Raw genomic sequence first — 19353 nt, 5'->3', positions numbered from 1 at the left:
TCATGCGTCACCTGCTGTCCCCCACCCTGAAGACCCGGCTGCTGCTCGCTGCCCTGATGGCCCTGGTGCTGAGCCTGGTGCCGACGGCCCTGTTGCTGCGCCAGGACGGCCTGCAACTGGCCAGCCTGCAACGCGAGCAGGCCGCCCTGCCTGCCAACCAGGCGTGGCAAGCGCTGCTGCGCCTGCAAAGGCAGCAGCGCGAGCTGGCCGCCGAGGCGCAGGGCAGCCGCTCGGCCGCGCGCCAGGAACTGGCCGCCGTGCAGCAGGCCATGGCGCCAGCGCTCGCCGCGCTGCGCGAGGTCTCGGCAACGCCGCGCCATCGTGAGGCCGTCGAAGCGCAGGCCGCTGCGCTGGCCCGGCTGGAGAAGTCCCTCGCCGACGGCCCGCTGGACCTGAGCCGCCTGCTCGCTGCCCAGCAAGACCTTGCCCTCTCGGCCTGGCGCGCCATGGACGACCTGAACGAGGAAGCCGGCCTGCCGCGCGACCCCGACCCGGCCAGCCAGCAGGCCCTGCTGGCTGGATTGCAGGCTGCGCCGCGCGTGGAGGAAGCGCTGTCCGAGCTCGGCGCCATCGCCCGCGCCGCCGCGGTGGACGACCTGGCCGCCCTGACCGCCGCCATGACCCGCTACCGCGAACATGCCAATGCGATGCAGGAGGCCTTGCAGCGCTCCCTGCGTGCTGGGGGCAGCCTGACTGCAGCACTTGCGAGCGTCGCCGAGCAGACCGCCCAGCAGCGCGAGCAGCTGGAGCAGGTCGTGCGGGCAGCCACGCTGGACCCCAGCTACCCGCTCGAGCAACTGGCGCAGGGCTTTGCCGCGGCGGCCCAGGTCCAGGCCCGGCTCTCAAGCCAGGTGCTCAAGACGCTGGACCAGAGCCTGCAGGCCCGCGCCGACCAGACCCGCCAGCGCCGCAACCTGCTGCTCATCGCCCTGCCGCTGCTGCTGGCCGCGCTCGGCTGGCTGATGCTGCGCACCATGAGCCAGGTGCTGCGCCCATTGCAGGCCATGGTGGACGTGACCGAGCGCATCGCCGCCGGTGACCTCAGCCAGCCCGTGCCGGAGGGCCGCTCCGACGAGCTGGGCCGCGTGCTGCAGGCGCTGGCCCACATGCAGCGCGGTCTGCGCAGCCTGGTGCGTCAGATCAACGAAGGGGCGGGCAGCATTCGCAGCGCCGCCGACGAGATCGCCACCGGCAACCTTGACCTGTCGCGCCGCACCGAGCAGGCCGCCGCGCAACTGCAGCAGACGGCTGCCAGCGTGGCCCTGCTGGACCAGACCGTGGGCCACAGCAGCGCGGCCGCCCTGCAGGCCACGCAGCTGAGCGCCGAGGCCAGCACCATGGCCCTGAACGGCGGCCAGGTGGTCGAGCGCGTGGTGGCCACGATGGGCGCGATCCAGCAGAGCTCGAGCCGAATCGCCGACATCACCGGGCTGATCGATGGCATTGCCTTTCAGACCAACCTGCTGGCGCTCAATGCAGCCGTGGAAGCGGCCCGCGCCGGCGAGCAGGGGCGCGGCTTTGCGGTGGTGGCCAGCGAGGTGCGGCAACTCTCGCAGCGCAGCGCCGAGGCTGCGCGCGACATCAGGGGCTTGCTGCGCCAGTCGGTCGAACAGGTCGAGGGCGGTACGGCCCTGGCCGCCGAGGCCGGCGTGGCCATGCGCCGGATCGTGCATCACGTGGGCGAAGTCAGCGCCGTGGTGCGAGGCCTGGCCGGCCAAGCCAGCGAGCAGGCCGGCCAGACCCGCGAACTGGGCCAGGCCATGCAAAGAATCGACGCGATGACGCAGCAGAACGCGGCCCTGGTCGAGCAATCGGCTGCCTCGGCCGCTAGCTTGCGCGGCCGCGCGCAGACCATGGACCAGACCGTTCAGGCATTCAGCCTCTAGGGCCGGCGCCTTGGCGCGAGCCTAGGGCAATCCATGAGGGCGCGCGCTTCCATCGCGCCGCGATCAGGACTACGCTCGTGCGCCCCTTGGCCCTGTTTCGTGCGAGGTTGTCATGCACAGATTCTGGCGCTTGGTTGTTGCAGGCCTGCTGGCCTGCCTGCCGCAGCTTTCCTGGTCGGACGCCACGGCGGACCGTCTGGCCCGCGGCAAATACCTGATGGACTCGGTGGTGGCCTGTGGCAACTGCCATATGCAACGCGGGCCGCAAGGCCAGCCCCTGTTCGAGCGCGGGCTTTCCGGCGGCTTCAAGTTCGACGTGCCGCCCTTCACTTCCTACGCCTCCAACATCACGCCGGATGCCCAGACCGGCATCGGGCGCTGGACCGAAGCGCAGCTGATCAAGGCCATCCGTGAGGGCATACGCCCCGACGGCAGCCTGATCGGGCCACCGATGCCCATCGAGTTCTACCGTCACCTGTCTGACGCCGACGTCGCAGCCCTGGTGGCCTACATGCTGGCCCAACCGGCGGTTGCCAATGCCGTGCCCAAGTCGGTCTACCGCATGCCGCTTCCGCCCACCTACGGGCCACCCGTGGGCAAGGTCACGGCACCGCCCACCAAGGACCTGCGCCGCTATGGCCAGTACCTGGTCGAGATCGCGCATTGCATGGAATGCCACACGCCACGCGACGAGAAGGGCCAGCTGATCATGTCGCGCCTGGGTGCCGGTGGCGAGAGCTTCAAGGGCCCCTGGGGCGTGAGCGTGTCGCGCAATCTGACCCCCGACGCCTCCGGCCTCAAGGACTGGACCGATGTCCAGATCGCCCAGGCCATACGCACTGGTGTGCGCCCGGACGGCCAGCAGCTCAAGCCGCCCATGGGCTTCGGCTTCTACGCCAAGATCAGCGATGCCGACATGGCGGCAATGATCGCCTACCTGCGCACACTGAAGCCGCAAAAGCCCTGAAGCGCGGCGGCGCGGGCCGGCCGATAAAATGCAGCGGTGAAATCCAGCACCCTCATCCATGCGCTCAGCAATGCCGACCTGCATTGCCACTCCAAGGTCTCCGATGGCACGCTGGAGCCCGAGGCCCTGGCGGCCCGGGCCAAGGCCCAGGGCGTCGAGCTGTGGGCGCTGACCGACCATGACGAGGTCGCCGGTCAGCAAAGAGCTCTGGAGGCGGCTCTCGCCCAGGGCCTGCCCTACCTGACCGGCACCGAGATCTCGGTGACGTTCGCCAACAAGGTCGTGCACATCGTCGGGCTCGGTTTCGATCACACCAACGAAGCGCTGAAGGCGGGCCTCAAGGCCACGCGCGGCGGCCGCGAACCGCGTGCCCGCGAGATGGCTGAAGGCCTGGCCAAGGTCGGCATCGAGGGTGCCTTTGAGGGCGCCCTGCACTACGTGGGCAACCCAGAGCTGATCTCGCGCACCCACTTCGCGCGCTGGCTGGTCGATGCCGGCCATTGCAGCGATGTGCCCGAGGTGTTCCGCCGCTTCCTGACCGAAGGCAAGCCGGGCTTCGTGCCGCACCGCTGGGCCACGCTGCGCGATGCCTTGCGCTGGGTCCATGATGCCGGTGGCATGACGGTGATCGCCCACCCCGCCCGCTATGGCTTCACGCCCACCGAAGAATACGCACTCTTCATCGAATTCCAGGCCCATGGCGGCCGCGGGCTCGAAGTGGTGACCGGCAGCCACACCGCGGCCGAGGCCGTGAAGTATGGCGACATGGCGCTCGAGTTCAATTTCCTCGCCTCGCGTGGCTCGGACTTCCACAGCCCGGACGAGAGCCACACCGAGCTCGGCTCGCTGCCCAATCTGCCGGGCAAGCTGAACCCGGTCTGGCTGGAATTGCAGCACCGCATCCAGTACCCGGGCGCTTGATGGCGCAGCAACGCCCCGCCCTGGGTATCACCCTCGTGTTCCTGATGGCGGCCTGCTTTGCCAGCATGGACAGCCTGATCCGCCACCTCGGCTCGCTGGCCCTGCCGGTGCTCTTGATCCTTTGGGCGCGCTACAGCGTTCAGGCGGTTTCGATGGGCGTGTGGCTCGCCGTCAAGGGCAGCTTTCGGGCCGCCCATCCACGCTTTCAGCTGCTGCGCGGGCTTCTGCTACTGGCCACCAGTGCGATGAGCTTCTTCGGCGTTCAGCTGATGCCGGTGGCCGAGTTCACCTCGATCACCATGCTGACGCCCGTTGTCGTCACGCTCCTGGCTGCCCTGCTGCTGCATGAGCCGGTGTCACGGCTGCGCTGGGCACTGGTGCTGGGCGGTTTCGGCGGCGCCCTGATCGTGATCCGGCCTGGCAGCGGCCTGTTCGGATGGGCGGTGATGTTTCCGCTGGCCGGCGCCCTTTGCTACGCGGCCTTCCAGGTGCTGACCAGCAAGCTGTCCTCGCTGGAACATCCCTTGACCACGCATTTCTACACCGGCTTGTGCGGCATGCTGCTGCTGAGCCTGCTGCTGGCACTGGGGCCCTGGCAGGTCTGGCCAGCGCTGCTCGCGGCACCGGCCTGGCAATGGGGCTTGCTTCTGGTGGTCGGTATTCTCGGCACCACAGGTCACCTGCTCCTGATCCTGGCACTCGGGCTGGCCTCCACGGCCACGCTGATGCCCTTCGTCTATGTGCAAATTGCCTTTGCCGCCGGCATCGGCTGGCTGGCTTTCGACCATGCGCCGGACAGCTATGCCTGGCTGGGCATGGCGGTGCTTTCCGCCTGTGGCGCAGCAACAGCCTGGCTCAATGTCAGGGAGAAGCAACGGGCGTCACTGTCGGTAGTGACGATGGACACGATTGCAGACTGAAGTCCGTCGCCAGGCGGAGCAGAATCTCCCGCCATGGCACAAAGCTTCGAAGTTCATCCGGACAATCCGCAGGCACGCTTCCTCAAGCAGGCGGCGCAGATCCTCGACAAGGGCGGCATCGCCGCGATTCCGACCGACTCCAGCTACGCCCTGGTCTGTCATCTGGACGACAAGGCGGCGGCGGAGAGCCTGTGGCGCCTGCGCGGCTTCAGCGAAAAGACCAGCGACAAGCACCACCTGACGCTTCTATGCCGCGACCTGAGCGAGCTGGCCAGCTATGCCCGGGTTGACAACAAGCAATACCGGCTGCTGAAGGCGGCTACGCCAGGGCCCTTCACCTTCATCCTCGAAGCCACCAAGGAGGTGCCGCGCCGGCTGCACCATCCCTCGCGGCGCACCATTGGCCTGCGCGTGCCCGACCATCGCGTGACCCAGGAACTGCTGGCGATCTTTGGTCAGCCGCTGCTGGCGACCACCCTGATACCGCCCGGTGAGACCGAGCCGCTCAACGATCCGGACGAGATTGCCGAGCGCTACGACCACCAGTTGCAACTGATCATCCAGTCGGGCGCCTGCACCATGCAGCCCACCACGGTGATCGACATGAGCGGCGAGGAACCCACCGTGGTGCGCCTGGGCCGCGGCGACCCGGCCAAGCTTGGCCTCCCACCCTGAGTTGGTGAACCGGACTGCTGGCCAGGCCGCCCGCCAGAGCGGATTTGCTGGTTCATTTCACAGCCCAGCCATGCTAGCGTTGGGGGCGGGTTCGGCAGCCGTTCGCAGGCCCCGTGGGGAGCAGGTATCGACCGGGCGAAGTCCCGGGATCTCTCGAACAAGACATGCGGCTGGAAGGCCGCAGCAAAAGGACCGACTATGGGACTGCTGACGCAACTTCGAATTGGCCATCGCCTGGCGCTGAGCTACGGCCTCCTGATCATTCTGCTGATCGTGATCGGGACCTATGGTGGCTACAGCGCCAGCCGCCTGGCCAAGGACCTGGACCGCACGGCCAATCAGAGCCTGGTGAAGATCGCGGCGGCCAATGCGCTGTCGGAAAACGTCAATGTGTTCGCGCGCGCATCGCGCGACCTGCTCCTGCTTGATGAAGCCCGCCAGATCAAGAAGCAGAAGGCCGCCATGGATGAAGCGCAGCAGGCCAGCGTCGACCAGTTGGCCAAGCTCAAGGCCGACGCCGAAGCGGGCAAGGAAGCCCAGCTGATCGACCAGGCCAAGAGCACGCAGGACAAGTTCCTCGATTCGATTGCCAAGTTCCGCAAGGTGCAGCAGGACGGCAGCCCGGACGAAGCACGGGAAAGCCTGATCACCGTGGTGCGCCCGGCCCAGCAGGACTACCAGGCCGCGCTGAAGGCCCTGGTCGATCTGCAGTTCGAGAATGCGCGCGACCTGGCCGTGGCCGGCGGCGAGCTGGCTCGCAACTCCACCACCGTGACCGTGGTGCTCGTGATCGCCGCGGTGGCGATAGGCATCGTCGGTGGCCTGGCTATCTCGCGTTCTATCGTCGTGCCGGCGCGTGCGGCCCAGGCAGCGGCCGAAGCCATCGCTCAGGGCGACCTGACCCGCGAGATCAACAGCGAAGGCCGCGACGAACTGGCGCAGATGCTGCAAGCAATGCGCGAGATGCAGGACGCGCTGGTGGGCGTGGTGCGCAGCGTGGGCTCGGCCGCCAGCGAGGTGGCCGACAGCTCCAGCGTCATCGCCAACAGCAACAACGACCTGTCGGACCGCACTGCCCGCTCTGCTGCCAGCCTGCAAAACACGGCCGCCTCGGTGGAGCAGATCGCTGCCAACCTGAGCGGCGCCAGTGAGCTGACCCGCAAGGCGGCTGCCATCGCCAACACGGCGCGTCAATCGGCCTCGACCGGCGGCCGCGTGGTGTCCCAGGTCGTCTCGACCATGGAAGACATCAGCGCCAGCTCCAAGAAGATCGGCGACATCATCGGCGTGATCGACGGCATCGCCTTCCAGACCAATATCCTGGCCTTGAACGCCGCCGTTGAAGCGGCCCGTGCCGGCGAGCACGGCAAGGGCTTCGCCGTGGTGGCCACCGAGGTTCGCGCGTTGGCCTCGCGTGCGGCAGCCGCGGCCAAGGAAATCAAGGTGCTGATCCAGGAGAGCTCTGAGAAGGTCGACAGCGGCACCGGCCTCGTGAACAACGCCGGCAAGACGATCACCAGCGTTGTCGACGAGGTCAACAACATGGGCCAGCTGATCGAGGAGATCTCGCACTCGGCCCAGGAGCAGGCTTCGGGCGTCGGCGTGGTGAACCAGGCGATGAACGAACTCGACAGGAGCACACAGCAAAATGCCAGCCTGGTCAGCGAACTGAACCGCTCGACCGAGGCATTGACCAGCAGTTCTTCACGACTGCTGGAGGCTGTTGGCTTCTTCCGGGTCGCCTGAGGCCGATAAAGGCCTCATGATTGCGCCCATTGTTTCCACATACCGTTCAGGACTAGGAGAACCGTTCATGCAAGCCGTCGTCAACAAGCGCCCCACCCTGGCCAAGCGCTGCGCCCTCGCGCTGATCGGCGCCCTGTTGGTCACCTCGGCCCTGGCTGCGCCCAAGGTCATCAAGAAGGTGCCGCCGGAATTCCCGCGTGAAGCCGCCAACAAGGGCATCGCCAACGGCAGCGTCAAGGCCGAGCTGACCATCGGGCCCGATGGCACGGTCACCGACGTCAAGGTGGTCGAAGCCGAACCCAAGCGCGTCTTCGACAAGGCCGTGATCGCCGCGCTGAAGGAATGGAAGTACGAAGGCACTGGTGAAAAGCAGACCGCCGAAGTCAAGCTGGTGTTCCGAAATGAAGACTGATTGACGAGCAGACGCCCGGCGTCCGCCCCTCGATCCACCAATTGGCCGCCTCGTGCGGCCAATTTCATTTTTCGCGTCTCTCCTCTTGACAGTTTCGATTACGCACGTAAACATTCGCTTATGTTTACATTCGTAATCGAAAAAGATGCCAACACCGATTTCCGAGGCTGAAGCCCAGGTCATGGAGGTGCTGTGGGCCGCCACAGGCCCGCTGAGCACCGAAGACGTCGTCGCCGCGCTGGAGGGCCGGCAGGAGTGGCAGTTGGCCACGATCAAGACCCTGCTCAACCGCCTTCTCAACAAGGGTGCGCTCAGCGCCGAGAAGGACGGCCGCCGCTATCTCTACACGCCCGTGCTGAAGCGCGAAGACTGGATTGGCGACCAGGCCAGCGGCCTGCTGGACCGCTTGTTCGGCGGCAGCCTGGCGCCCCTGGTCGCGCAATTCAGCAGCCAGCGCAAGCTGACAGCCGAAGAACTTGCCGCCTTGAAGAAGCTCCTGAAGGACAACGAGCAATGACCGAGCCCACGCCCCTCCTCCTGGCACTGGGTCGACAGACGCTGGTACTGAGCCTGGCGCTGCCGCTGCTGCTGTGCCTGCGCCGGCCGCTGCTCCGCCGCTTTGGCGCCCCGGTTGCCTATGCCAGCTGGCTCCTGCTGCCGCTTCTGATGCTGGCAAGCTGGCTGCCGGCCAGCGCTCCGGCGCAGGCGCTGCGCGCCACCGTCGTTGCCCGCATCGAGCCGCTGATCGGCATGCCGGGCACGGCGCTGCCGGCAGACCCCAACTTGTGGTGGCCAGCAGCACTGGCATTTGCCTGGGCCTTCGGCGCCCTGCTCTTTGCTGGTCGACTGGTCTGGTTGCAACGCCGCTTCATGCAAGACCTGACCCCGAGCGGCGATGGCAGGCAATGGCATTCGCCGGCCGGCAGCGGCCCGGCCCTGGTCGGTTTGCTGCGGCCTCGCCTGGCCTTGCCGGCCGACTTCGGCCAGCGCTTCGACACACAGCAGCAGTCCCTGGTGCTCGCTCATGAGGAAGTGCACCGCCAGCGGCGCGACAACCACTGGAATGCCATGGCCGCCCTGCTGTGCGTGCTGCACTGGTTCAACCCGCTGGCCTGGCTGGCGCTACGGCGCATGCGTGCCGACCAGGAGCTGGCCTGCGATGCCGCCGTGCTGGCCCGCCATCCTGGCAGCCAGGCCGCCTACGGCCGAGCCTTGCTGCTCGCACAAGGTTCCCAATTCGCCACCGGCCTGCCATGGGCCAGTTGGCAATCCACCCACCCACTGATCGAGAGGATCGAAATGCTCAAGCAACACAGCGGCCCGGCCGCGCGTCGCAAGCTCGGACTGGCCCTGCTGGGATTGTTGGCCGTGGCCGGCACAGGCACGGTTCATGCGCTGCATGCAGATTCTTCTGCTCCAGCATCCGGCGAGATCGAGCTGCGCATGGAGATCGAGATCAGAGACACCGCGAACGGCTCAAGCCGCACGCTGCGCAGCCAGCCCACGGTCAGAGTGAACGGCAGCACACCGGCCACGGTGATGTTCCATGGCGCGCCGGGCAAGCCCTCGCCCGATCAGGTGTCGATCGAGGTCGTCGCCAAGGACATCGGCGACGGCAAGGTGGACATCTCGCTGGACCTGAAGAAGGGCGACCCCTTGGTGAGCGTCGCCAAGCCGCGCGTCATCACCAAGGACGGCATGAAGGCCTTGATCGAGCGGGGCAACAAGGTCGGATATGGCACGGGCGAGGGCGGCGAGATGATCTCGATCTCGATCACCCCTACCCTGCTGGGCAAGCCGAAGACTTAGACCGCGGCCTTCACCACAATCTCGACCTTCCATTCCGGCCGCGCCAGCTGGGCCACCACGGTGGCTCGCGGCGGCGCATTGCCGGCGGCGACCCAGGCGTCCCAGGCCTTGTTCATGCCGGGGAAGTCGGCCAGGTCGGTGATGAAGATCTGGGCCATCAGGATCTTGCTCTTGTCGCTGCCGGCGCGTGCCAGCAGCTTGTCGATGGCGGCCAGCACCTGGGCCGTCTGGCTGGTGATGTCCTGCGTAGGGTCTTCCGGCACCTGGCCGGCCAGGTAGGCCACGCCGTTGTGCACGGCCATCTCCGACAGGCGTGCGCCGACGTCAAAACGTTGGATGGAGCTCATTTTTTCTTGCCCTTCTTGGACTGATTCTTTGCATGGTGGTGCGAATGGCCGCGGGCCTCATAGCCCTGGCCATGCGGATGTTTCTTGCTCGCGCCCGCAGGCGCGGCGGCGGTGGCCTTCTGGCCCAGCTTGCTCTCGGTACCGTTCAGCAGCTTCTTGATGTTGGCCTCGTGGCGCCAGATCAGAAGCAGGCTCAGAACAAGCAGGGCCATCACGGTCGGCGAGGCACCCCAGATCAGCATTTGGTAGAACGGCGCAAATATTGCGGCGACGATGGCCGCAAGCGACGAGTAGCGCGAGAAATAGGCAATGATCACCCAGGTCAGCAGCGTGGCTGCACCCAGCAGCGGGTTGATCGCCAGGATCACGCCGGCCGCTGTGGCCACGCCCTTGCCGCCCTTGAAGCGGAAGAACACCGGCCACAGGTGGCCCAGGAAAGCGGCCAGGCCCACCAGGGCGGCGCTGCTCTCGCCGAGGCCGAAGCGCTCGCCCCAGATCAGCACGGCCAGCACCGGAAGGTAGCCCTTCAAGGCATCAAACAGCAGCGTCAGGATGGCAGCGAGCTTGTTGCCTGATCGCAGCACATTGGTGGCACCGGGGTTGCCCGAGCCATAGCTGCGCGGGTCTGACAGACCCATGAACTTGCTGACGATGACGGCGAACGAAAGCGAGCCGATGAGATAGCCAGCCAGGGCGGCCAGCAGCGGGTAGAGGTTGTCTTGCATGGGGCGCTATTCTGCGGCAAGGGCGCACTGCACCGGCCGGGCGGCGAGCAAACCGACCAGGAGCCTGGGTGCGATGCCCACCAGGTAGCCGCGCCGGCCGCCATTGATGCAGACCTTCGGCAGCTCGAGAATGCCAGCCTCCACATAGATGGGCATGGCCTTGCGGATGCCGAACGGCGAGGTGCCACCGACCATGTAGCCGCTGTGCCGCTGCGCCACATCGGGCTTGCAGGGTTCGACCTTCTTGCAGGGGATCTGCCGCGCCAGCTCCTTCAGGCTGACCTGGCAGTCGCCATGCATGAGAACGATCAAGGGCTGGGCCTTCTCGTCCTGCATCACCAGGGTCTTGACCACGGCATGCTCGTCCACGCCCAGCTGGCGTGCGCTCTCCGCTGTGCCGCCATGCTCGACGTAGTCGTAGACATGCTCCGTGAACTCGACCTTGTGGTGGCGCAGGAACTGGGTGGCCGGGGTTTCGCTGACATGCTGGGACTTCTTGCTCATCGGACGCGACGGATGTATCGGGAACGACCCTCAGTGTAGGGGCGCATGGGGCCATCCCATGCGACAGTTGGGCCCATGCCAAGCAGCACCGAAGCGTCCAGCCAAAGCTATGTTGACAACAGCCCGGCGTTCCGCCGCTTTGTCACCTGGATCCACGGTGCCATGCTTGCCGTGGCCGGCCTCACGCTGCTGGGCGCCCTCCTGGGCGGCGTGCGCGAGTGGCCACGCTATGTCCATATCGGCAGCATCCTGCTGCTGATCGGGGCCAGCCAGTGGCAGCTGCGCCAGCGCGGCCCCAAGGCCAGCACGGTGCTGCTGGTGGTCGGGCTGTGGCTGCTGGCCAGCCTGAACATGTGGCAGTACGCCGGCATCTACAGCAGCAGCCTGATCGTCTATCCCTTCCTGATCGGACTGGCGGGCTGGGTACTGGGCTCACGCTGGTTGGTCGCGGTGCTGCTGGCCAGCCTCGCCAGCGTCGCCATGTTGGGGCTGGGCACTCTCAGCGGCTGGCATGTGCCCACCGATCGGGCCTCGCCCCTCTTGGTCAGCATGCAGCTGGCGTCGGTGCTGCTGATCACCGGTGGCATGGTTTACGTCGTCAATCGAACCCTGCTCGGCAGCCGCAACCAGGGCGTACAGCTCTCCAGGGAACTGGCACTGCGGCATGCCGAGCTGCAGGATCAGGAGCGCGAGTTGAGCAAGCTGGTCGATGCCGTGCCGGCAAGCGTGGCCTCGTTCGACAGCCAATCGCGCGTACGCCGCTGCAATCTGCGCTATGCCAGCCTGTTTGGCCGAGAGCCGGCGCAGGTGCTGGGCTTGCATGTCGAAGACTTCGTGCCCGCCGAGGCGCTTGAGCAGATCCAGCCACACTGGGAGCTGGCGCTGCGCGGCCAGGCAGGCCACTACCGCCGCAGCAACCGCGACCCGGCCACCGGCGCCGTCTCCTGGCTCGACGTGAGCCTGATTCCCGACGTGGAAGGAGCCGAGGTGCGCGGCATCTTCGCCTTGCTGGTGGACGTGACCGCCCAGGTCGAAGCCGAGCGCGAGGTGCTCGCCCTCAACAAGAGGCTGTCAGAACGGGTCGTTCGGCGCAGCTCGGAACTGGCCGAGGCCAACGAGCGGCTGGAACAGACAGAGCGCGAGTTGCAGGAGGCGCAGTCACGCGCAACGCTGTCGGTGCTGGTGGCCAAGATGTCTCACGAGCTGGCATCGCCGGTCGGCAACAGCCGTTTGTTGGCTGACACCTTTTTGCACTGGATCCGCGACTTCGAGACCCAGATGGAACAGGGGCAGGTGCGCAAGTCCAGCCTGACAGGGCTGCTCACCGACCTGCGCCAGGGTGCGGTGCAGATGCAGCAGAACCTGGCAAGTGCCGATGCGCTGATGCGCGATTTCAAGCAGCTCTCAGCCGACCAGGCGAGTGGCCAGCGGCGGCACTTCGAGCTCGACGAACTCGTGCGCGAAGTGCTGGCCTCGATGGGGCCTGTGCTGCGGCGCTCCGGCCACGAGGTGAAGCTGGAGCTGCCAGCGCATCTCGAGATGGACAGCCTGCCCGGACCGCTCGGCCAGGTGCTGATCAACCTGATCAACAACGCGCTGATCCACGGCCTCGAAGGCCGCAGCGAGGGGGAGATCCGCATCGCGGCAACGCCCAGCGCGGATGGAAGCCGGGTCTGCCTCAGCGTGGCCGACAACGGCCGCGGCATCCCGCCTGAGGCCCTGCCCGAGCTTTTCAAGCCCTTCTACAGCACGCGCATCGGCCAGGGCGGCAGCGGCCTCGGGCTGCCCATCGTCGAAGACATCGTCTGCAAGCGCCTGGGCGGCAGCATTGCGGTGGACAGCGAACCCGGCCGTGGCAGCCGCTTCTCCTTGGACCTGCCGCGCCGGCTGGCCGCGACTGAAGGCTGATCAGGCCACGCGGGCGCGGGCTTCTTCCTGCAGCCGCAGGACGCGGCGCTGCACCTTGCCGCTCGTGGTCATCGGCAGGCTGGCGATGAACTCGATTTCCTTCGGATATTCATACGGTGCCAGCCGCCCTTTCACATGGGCCTGCAAGGCCGCCACCAGCTTGGCCGTGCCGGTGTGTCCGGGCGCCAGCACCACATAGGCCTTGACCAGCGCGCCGCGCTCCGCGTCAGGCTTGGGCACGACGGCAGCATTGGCAACAGCGGCATGCTTGACCAGGCAGTTCTCGATTTCGCTCGGCCCGATGCGGTAGCCCGCAGCCTTGAACATGTCGTCGCTGCGGCCCTGGTACCAGAGGTAGCCGTCCTCATCCATCGTGGCCATGTCGCCGGTGCGGCACCAGCTGTCTGGCAAAGCGCAGGGCCGCCCCAAGCTTTGCGCGCCCCCTTGGGGGGTGGCTGCCGCTTGCGGCTGCCTGGGGGCCTGGTTCTGATTTCCGCTGAACTTCGCAGCCGTCGCTTCGGGCATGTTCCAGTAGCCGAGGAAGAACACCGGGTCCGGGTCGCCGTGGACATCGCGGCGGTGCACCGCCACATCGCCCGGCACGCCCGGGGGGCAGGTCTTGCCTTGGTCATCAATCACCGCGACGCGATGGCCCGGATAGGCACGGCCCATGCTGCCGGCGCGCGCGGGCCAGAGCCGGCTGCAGTTGCCGACCACGTAGTTGATCTCGGTCTGGCCGAACATCTCGTTGACGGTCAGGCCCAGCTCCTGTTCGCACCAGGCGAAGACCGCGTCGCCCACTGCCTCGCCGGCGCTCATGACCGCCTCAAGCTTCAGGGCATAGCGCTCCCGCGGATGCGGCACGGCCTTCATCATCGCCTTCAGCGCCGTGGGGAACAGGAAGCTGTGGGTGACGCCGTAATGCGCCATCAGTTCGAAGGCCCGCTCCGGAGAGAAGCGGCCCTGGTAGGCCACGATGGGCCGGCCGAAATAGAGCGTGGGCAGCAAGGCGTCCATCAGCCCGCCGGTCCACGCCCAGTCTGCAGGGCTCCAGAAAATCGCATGCGATTTCTGGAACCCCTTGCTGGGCCAAGGCCCTGAACTGTTGCCCCCCATCTCCCCCTCCCTCTTCCCCAGGGAAGAGGGCTCGACACCCTGATCGAGGTTCGGAAATGGATCAAAACCAAACCAGTTCTGGCTGGCAATGAAGCCGCTCAGGTTGCCGATCAGGGCGCGCTGCGGGATCAGGGCGCCCTTGGCCGGGCCGGTGGTGCCGCTGGTGTAGATCAGGACGGCCGGGTCGTCGGCAGACAGCGAAGCGGCCGTGAAACGCGCGTCTTCAGCCTGCAAGGCCGCCATCCAGCCAATCTCGCCCGGCTGGCTGCTGATGCAATCGCCAACGACGATCAAGTGCCGCAAGGCCGGGCACACGCCACGCACCGAGCGCAGGGCATCAAGGACTGCGCATTCCACCAGCGCCACCACGGCGGCGCTGTCCTGCAGCCGGTACTCCAGCGCCTCAGGACCGAACAGCATGGACAAGGGCATTGCCACGGCGCCCAGCTGGTTGATCGCAATATGCGCCACGGCGGTTTCAAAGCGCTGCGGCAGCACGATGGCCACGCGGTCGCCGCGCTGCACGCCCTGGCGCTGCAAGGCATTGGAGAGCCGGTTGGCCGCGCGCTGCAACTGCCCGTAGCTGTAGTGGGCGCTGCAGCCGCCGTCGCTCTCGAACAGCACGGCCGGCGCGTCAGGTGTTTCATGCGCCCAGCGGGTGCAGCAGGCCTCGGCGATGCTGAAGCGTTCCGGCACAGCCCAGCGGAACGCGCCATGGAGGGCGGCGTAGAGGTCCTGCTGTGCCGTTCTGGCTGGAACCATCCCAAACTCCTGCTGTTGCGCGAGGATGCGAGGGGCAGAGCGTAGCGAGCCGGAAGTCATGCCGGGCTATGGATTTCCCGCACATAAACTGCGCTGATGAGTCTCTCGATCTTCCACAACCCCGCCTGTTCCAAGTCGCGTGAAGCATTGGCCCTCCTGCAATCCAGAGGCCTGCAGCCTCTGGTGATCGACTACCAGCAAACGCCGCCGAGCATTGCGCAATTGCGCGAGCTGCTGGCCTTGCTGAAGCTGCCGGCGCGCGAGCTGATGCGCCGCAGCGAGGAGGCCTATGCCCGGCTCGGGCTCGACAACCCGGCGCTCGGCGAGGGTGACTTGCTGGCAGCCATCGCGGCCCATCCGATACTGCTGCAGCGGCCCATTGTGGTGAACGGCCAGCGCGCCTTGATTGCACGGCCACCCGAGCTGCTGCTCGAATTCCTCTGAAGAACAATCTCACAAGGATGTCCATGAAGAACGCGACCTGCCTGAACATTGCCCTTCCCGCGCTGACCGTGGCCCTGAGTCTTGCCTTCGGCCCGGTATTCGCCGCCGAGCCGGCTGCGCGCCATGTGGCCAGCATCGACGAGTTGCTGCAACTCAGGACCCTGGCTGGCGCGCCGCAGATCTCGCCGGATGGCCGCTACGTGGCTTACATGACCAGCCAGGCAGACTTCAAGCAGGACGCCTTCATCAACTCGATCTGGTTGGTGGACACGCAGACCGGTCGCAACCTGCCATTGACGCAGGGCGGCAAGTCGGCGGGCAATCCGCAGTGGTCGCCCGATGGCTCGTGGCTGGCCTTCACCAGCAGCCGCGTCGAAGACAAGGAGCAGCTGTTCGCAATCCGGCCCGATGGTGGCGAGGCGGTGCAACTGAGCAAATCGGAAACTGGCGTGCGCGGCTATGCCTGGTCGCCCGATGGCCGACAGATCGCCTTCACGGCCAATGAGGCGCAGAGCCAGGCCGCTAAGGACCGCAAGAGCCACTATGCCGACTACGAAGTGGTGCGCAAGGAAACGCTGGCCGCCCAGCTCTGGACGCTGAACGTGGCCGAGGCCCTGGCCGCGCCGCAGGCCGGCAAACAGCGCACGAAGAATGCCAAGCTGCATGTGGAAGGTTTCAGCTGGTCGCCGGACGGTAGCCAGCTTGCTTTCAGCGCCAGCATGTCGCCCGATGCGCGCCACCTTGGCACGAGCGACATCTATCGCCTCGGCCTGGCCGACGACAGCGTCAAGCCGCTGGTGATGCAGGCCGGCCCCGACTCCAATCCTCAATGGTCGCCGGATGGCAAGCAGATCGCCTTCGTCTCCGCGATGGGACAGGCCACCTTCTTCGCGCGCAACCAGCGCGTGGCCGTGGTGTCGGCTGACGGCGGCACGCCGCGCTCGGTGAGCGAGAGCTTCGACGAGAACCCCTCGCTGATCGGCTGGAAGGCCGATGGCATCTACTTCAGCGGCCTGCAGCGCACGGCGGGCCATCTGTTCCGCGTCGACCCTGCCAATGGCCGCGTGGCGCGCATTACATCGCCGGACGACTTGATGGCCGCTGGTGCGTCCCTGAGCCGCGACGGCCGCAAGATCGCCTTCAGCGCAGCCACGCCGCGCGCGCTGGCCGAGGTCTTCGTCAGCGAAGCCGCCGGTTTTGCGCCGAAACAGCTGACCCAGCTCACCGAGCAGACCCGCGACTTCATCATGGCCAGCCGCGAGCTGATCCGCTGGAAGAGCAAGGACGGCGCCGAGATCGAAGGCGTGCTGATCAAGCCGGCAGACTTCGACCCGGCCAAGAAGTACCCGCTGCTGACCATCATCCACGGCGGTCCGACAGGCATCGACCGCCCCACCCTGCTGGACACGCGCTACTACCCGGCCGATATCTGGGCCGCGCGCGGCGCCCTGCTCCTGAAGGTCAACTACCGCGGCAGTGCCGGCTACGGCGAGAAGTTCCGCCGCCTGAACGAGCGCAACCTCGGTGTGGGCGACGCGTGGGACGTGGTCTCGGGCGTTGACCACCTGGTGGCCAAGGGCTGGGTCGACAAGGACCGTGTCGGCAGCATGGGCTGGAGCCAGGGCGGCTACATCTCCGCCTTCCTGGGCACGGCAACGAACCGCTTTGTCGCGGTCTCGGTCGGCGCCGGCATCTCGGACTGGGCGACCTACTACTACAACACCGACATTCCGCAGTTCACGATCAATTACCTCGGCGCCAACCCCGTGGACGACCCCGAGATCTATCGCAAGACCTCACCGGCCGGCTACCTGAAGGAAGCCCGCACGCCAGCGCTGATCCAGCATGGCGAGCTCGACAGGCGCGTGCCCATCGCCAATGCCTACCAGCTGCGCCAGGCGCTGGAAGACCGCAACGTGCCGGTCGAGATGATCGTCTACAAGGGCTTCGGCCATGGCATCACCAAGCCCAAATCGGCGCGCGCGCAGATGCAGCACAACCTGGACTGGTTCAACCACTGGATCTTCAAGGACCCGCTGCCGAACTTCGCGGTGCCTGAGCTGCCGAAGGCGAAGAAGGACTGAGCCCGCGCACGAGGCCTGGCAAGGGCTCGTGGCGGGTGAAGGCCCGGACTCGATGCAAGAGGCCGGGCTGAATCCTAGCGGCCGTACTGCGCCAGCGCCTCGCCGGTGAGCCGGCAGATGCGCCAGTCGTCCATCATGACGGCGCCCATCTTCTTGTAGAAGTCGATGGCGTTCACATTCCAGTCCAGCACGCTCCACTCGAAGCGGCCGCAGCCGCGCTCCACGGCCAGCGCGGCCAGGCGGCTCAGCATTGCCTTGCCCAGGCCCGTGCCACGGTGGGCCGGCTGCACATAGAGGTCTTCCAGGTAGATGCCAGGCTGGGCCAGGAAGGTCGAAAAGTTGGTGAAGAAGAGCGCGAAGGCGACCAACTCGCCCTCCTCTCCTTCTGCGACCCAGCACTCCACCGGCGGCCTTTCGCCGAACAGCTGCGGCAGCAGCTTCTCCGGCGTGGCCTGGGCGAGGTGCCCGAGCTTCTCGAAGTCAGCCAGTTCCTTGATCAAGCCGACGATGGCCGGCACGTCGGCCGGCGCGGCATTGCGGATGCGATGTTCAGTGGTGCTCATGGCCCCATTGTCGCCAGACCGACAGCAAGGCTTTGAGTGCTGGCCTACATTGAGGTCATGAGCAACACACCAGCCTATGTCGAGCGGCGCATGACGCGCAGCGAATTCATCACCCTGCGCGGCCTGCGCCACCATGTGCTGCGCTGGGGCGATGCGTCGCTCATCACGCCTGAGAGGCCCCTCTTGGTGATGCTGCATGGCTGGATGGATGTGGGCGCCTCGTTCCAGTTCGCGGTTGACGCGCTGGATGCCCTGGGCGATCAGCGCACGGTGCTGGCCATGGACTGGCGCGGCTTCGGCCTCTCGGACAATGGCGGCGGCGATGCCTACTGGTTCCCGGACTATCTGGGTGACCTGGATGCGCTGCTCGACGCGGTCAGCCCCGATGCTCCCGTCGACCTGCTCGGCCACAGCATGGGTGGCAATGTGGTGATGAGCTATGCCGGCGTGCGGCCGCAGCGCATCCGCCGCCTGATCAATCTGGAAGGTTTCGGCCTGCCCGAGACCAAGCCGGAAATGGCGCCCGGCCGCCTGGTCGCCTGGCTCGATGAATTGAAGGAAGAGCAGCGGCTCAAGACCTACCCGAGCCTCGAAGCCGTGGCGGAGCGGCTGATCAAGACCAACCCGCGGCTCAGCACGGCCAAGGCCCAGTGGCTGGCGCCGCATTGGGCCCATGAATTCGACGGCCAGTGGCTGATACTTGGCGACCCGGCCCACAAGCGCACCAATCCCATCCTCTACCGCCGCGCTGAAATCCTGGCCACCTGGGCGGCGATTGAGGCACCCACGCTCTGGGTCGAGGGCGACAGCACCGACATCACCAAGTGGTGGGGCGACCGCTACCCCCGGGCGGATTTCGAATCACGGCTGGCCGTGGTCAAGGACTTGAAGCAGGCCAGGCTCAGCGACGCCGGCCACATGCTTCATCACGATCAGCCCGAGGCGCTTGCCGAGCACCTGGCCTCATTCCTCGCCTGACTCGTCTTCGTCTTCGCGGTCATTGCGGTTCATGAACGCGGCATAGGCCCAGCTGATGGCGAGGTAAGCAATCAGGGCGCCTTGCGAGGCGACCCAGAAGCTGAAAGGCCAGCCGAAGAAGCTGAAGTTCAGGTCGCGCGCAAAGTAGGGCACGACAAAGGTGACCAAGGACCAGGCCGCCAGCAACCACAGCGTGAGCTTGCGATTGGCCTGCCAATAGCGGCGCTGGCGTTGCTGCAATTTCACTGGCATGCGGCGCCCCCGAGGCAAAGCTGGATCTTCCAGGCGGTGACGGCCAGCCACAGGCCTGCAGCCAGCGGCAAGGCCCAGCGCTGGCCGGCCGGCAGGTCAAATGGCCGGGCCACGATGTCCAGCAGCCCATAGAAGAAATTGCCTTGCCGCCGCGCCCCGATCAAAAGGCCAAGCAGCCCTCGGCCGAGGCAGGCGAGCAGCCCGATTTCGGCAATCAGCTTGAGCGCGGAGACAAGAAGAAGCATGGCCGAGACTTTAAGGCCTGGGCCCCTGAATACGCCCCCGGCAGTTCCCCAGGGAGCGGGGCCGCTAAAATGCCCGACTGATTGCGCCC

20 protein-coding genes are annotated in these 19353 nt (G+C 66.6%); 13 read left to right on the top strand and 7 right to left on the bottom strand.

Translation table 11 applies throughout. The features are described 5' to 3' along the window. Positions 1-2 precede the first annotated feature (2 nt). From ABT392_RS04330 to ABT392_RS04290, 9 genes are all read left to right on the top strand, one after another. A complete protein-coding gene (locus tag ABT392_RS04330; RefSeq protein ID WP_395386501.1) occupies positions 3-1886 on the top strand; it encodes a methyl-accepting chemotaxis protein in 1884 nt (627 codons plus the stop codon). Between the two features lie 112 nt (positions 1887-1998). Further along, positions 1999-2853 carry a c-type cytochrome gene (locus ABT392_RS04325; protein WP_395386502.1) on the top strand — a complete coding sequence of 285 codons (855 nt, stop codon included), beginning with the start codon at positions 1999-2001 and terminating at the stop codon, positions 2851-2853. 36 nt (positions 2854-2889) lie between these two features. Continuing rightward, the gene (locus ABT392_RS04320) at positions 2890-3774 is read left to right on the top strand and encodes a 3',5'-nucleoside bisphosphate phosphatase (protein ID WP_395386503.1); all 885 of its coding nucleotides are present in this window, start codon (positions 2890-2892) and stop codon (positions 3772-3774) included. Next, entirely contained in the window at positions 3774-4694 is a 921-nt protein-coding gene (locus ABT392_RS04315; RefSeq protein WP_334278882.1) for a DMT family transporter, read from the top strand. The genes ABT392_RS04320 and ABT392_RS04315 overlap by 1 nt, the downstream gene beginning before the upstream one ends. Positions 4695-4727: 33 nt before the next feature. Further along, positions 4728-5369, top strand: a complete 642-nt coding sequence (locus tag ABT392_RS04310) for an L-threonylcarbamoyladenylate synthase (RefSeq protein ID WP_334278881.1) — start codon at positions 4728-4730, stop codon at positions 5367-5369. Between the two features lie 198 nt (positions 5370-5567). Next, a complete protein-coding gene (locus tag ABT392_RS04305) occupies positions 5568-7115 on the top strand; it encodes a methyl-accepting chemotaxis protein (protein ID WP_334278880.1) in 1548 nt (515 codons plus the stop codon). 67 nt (positions 7116-7182) lie between these two features. Then, the gene (locus tag ABT392_RS04300; protein WP_334278879.1) at positions 7183-7527 is read left to right on the top strand and encodes an energy transducer TonB; all 345 of its coding nucleotides are present in this window, start codon (positions 7183-7185) and stop codon (positions 7525-7527) included. Between the two features lie 145 nt (positions 7528-7672). Beyond that, on the top strand, positions 7673-8044 hold the full coding sequence (locus ABT392_RS04295; RefSeq protein WP_334278878.1) for a BlaI/MecI/CopY family transcriptional regulator: 372 nt from the start codon (positions 7673-7675) through the stop codon (positions 8042-8044). Beyond that, the gene (locus ABT392_RS04290; protein ID WP_395386504.1) at positions 8041-9336 is read left to right on the top strand and encodes a M56 family metallopeptidase; all 1296 of its coding nucleotides are present in this window, start codon (positions 8041-8043) and stop codon (positions 9334-9336) included. The genes ABT392_RS04295 and ABT392_RS04290 overlap by 4 nt, the downstream gene beginning before the upstream one ends. Here the strand turns inward: ABT392_RS04290 and ABT392_RS04285 are convergent. The 3 genes from ABT392_RS04285 to ybaK are packed head-to-tail and all read right to left on the bottom strand — an operon-like array spanning position 9333 to position 10912. After that, on the bottom strand, positions 9333-9683 hold the full coding sequence (locus ABT392_RS04285) for a RidA family protein (protein ID WP_395386505.1): 351 nt from the start codon (positions 9681-9683) through the stop codon (positions 9333-9335). The two genes, ABT392_RS04290 and ABT392_RS04285, sit on opposite strands and share 4 nt — an antisense overlap. Continuing rightward, positions 9680-10408 (bottom strand): glycerol-3-phosphate 1-O-acyltransferase PlsY, encoded by a 729-nt coding sequence (gene plsY, locus ABT392_RS04280; RefSeq protein ID WP_334278874.1) that lies wholly within the window; start codon positions 10406-10408, stop codon positions 9680-9682. Before plsY ends, ABT392_RS04285 begins: the two co-directional genes overlap by 4 nt. A gap of 6 nt (positions 10409-10414) precedes the next feature. Continuing rightward, positions 10415-10912 carry a Cys-tRNA(Pro) deacylase gene (gene ybaK, locus ABT392_RS04275; RefSeq protein ID WP_395386506.1) on the bottom strand — a complete coding sequence of 166 codons (498 nt, stop codon included), beginning with the start codon at positions 10910-10912 and terminating at the stop codon, positions 10415-10417. 75 nt (positions 10913-10987) lie between these two features. Between ybaK and ABT392_RS04270 the strand changes: the two genes are divergently transcribed. Next, positions 10988-12820 (top strand): sensor histidine kinase, encoded by a 1833-nt coding sequence (locus ABT392_RS04270; protein WP_334278872.1) that lies wholly within the window; start codon positions 10988-10990, stop codon positions 12818-12820. On the opposite strand, the gene ABT392_RS04265 is transcribed toward ABT392_RS04270, so the two are convergent. Then, entirely contained in the window at positions 12821-14698 is a 1878-nt protein-coding gene (locus ABT392_RS04265) for an acyl-CoA synthetase (RefSeq protein ID WP_464970914.1), read from the bottom strand. Between the two features lie 96 nt (positions 14699-14794). Between ABT392_RS04265 and arsC the strand changes: the two genes are divergently transcribed. Both arsC and ABT392_RS04255 read left to right on the top strand, forming a co-directional pair. Beyond that, the gene (gene arsC, locus ABT392_RS04260) at positions 14795-15142 is read left to right on the top strand and encodes an arsenate reductase (glutaredoxin) (RefSeq protein WP_334278870.1); all 348 of its coding nucleotides are present in this window, start codon (positions 14795-14797) and stop codon (positions 15140-15142) included. A 23-nt stretch (positions 15143-15165) separates the two neighbouring features. After that, a complete protein-coding gene (locus tag ABT392_RS04255) occupies positions 15166-17226 on the top strand; it encodes a S9 family peptidase (RefSeq protein ID WP_395386507.1) in 2061 nt (686 codons plus the stop codon). 74 nt (positions 17227-17300) lie between these two features. On the opposite strand, the gene ABT392_RS04250 is transcribed toward ABT392_RS04255, so the two are convergent. After that, positions 17301-17789 (bottom strand): GNAT family N-acetyltransferase, encoded by a 489-nt coding sequence (locus ABT392_RS04250; protein WP_334278868.1) that lies wholly within the window; start codon positions 17787-17789, stop codon positions 17301-17303. Positions 17790-17846: 57 nt separating this feature from the next. Here ABT392_RS04250 and ABT392_RS04245 point away from each other — a divergent pair, with 57 nt between their 5' ends. Further along, positions 17847-18767: an alpha/beta fold hydrolase gene (locus tag ABT392_RS04245; protein WP_395386508.1), complete on the top strand. Its 921-nt coding sequence runs from the start codon at positions 17847-17849 to the stop codon at positions 18765-18767. Here the strand turns inward: ABT392_RS04245 and ABT392_RS04240 are convergent. Further along, positions 18753-19019 (bottom strand): DUF4212 domain-containing protein, encoded by a 267-nt coding sequence (locus ABT392_RS04240; RefSeq protein WP_334278866.1) that lies wholly within the window; start codon positions 19017-19019, stop codon positions 18753-18755. The genes ABT392_RS04245 and ABT392_RS04240 overlap by 15 nt on opposite strands. Then, positions 19010-19264, bottom strand: coding sequence for a hypothetical protein (locus ABT392_RS04235; protein ID WP_395386510.1), 255 nt, complete (start codon positions 19262-19264; stop codon positions 19010-19012). The genes ABT392_RS04240 and ABT392_RS04235 overlap by 10 nt, the downstream gene beginning before the upstream one ends. Between the last annotated feature and the right edge of the window lie 89 nt (positions 19265-19353).

The organism is Paucibacter sp. JuS9, from assembly GCF_044043925.2.
Lineage (GTDB): Bacteria > Pseudomonadota > Gammaproteobacteria > Burkholderiales > Burkholderiaceae_C > JAUASW01.
The sequence above is the reverse complement of the archived record's forward strand: the minus strand, read 5'-3'. Positions and strand labels throughout refer to the sequence as shown.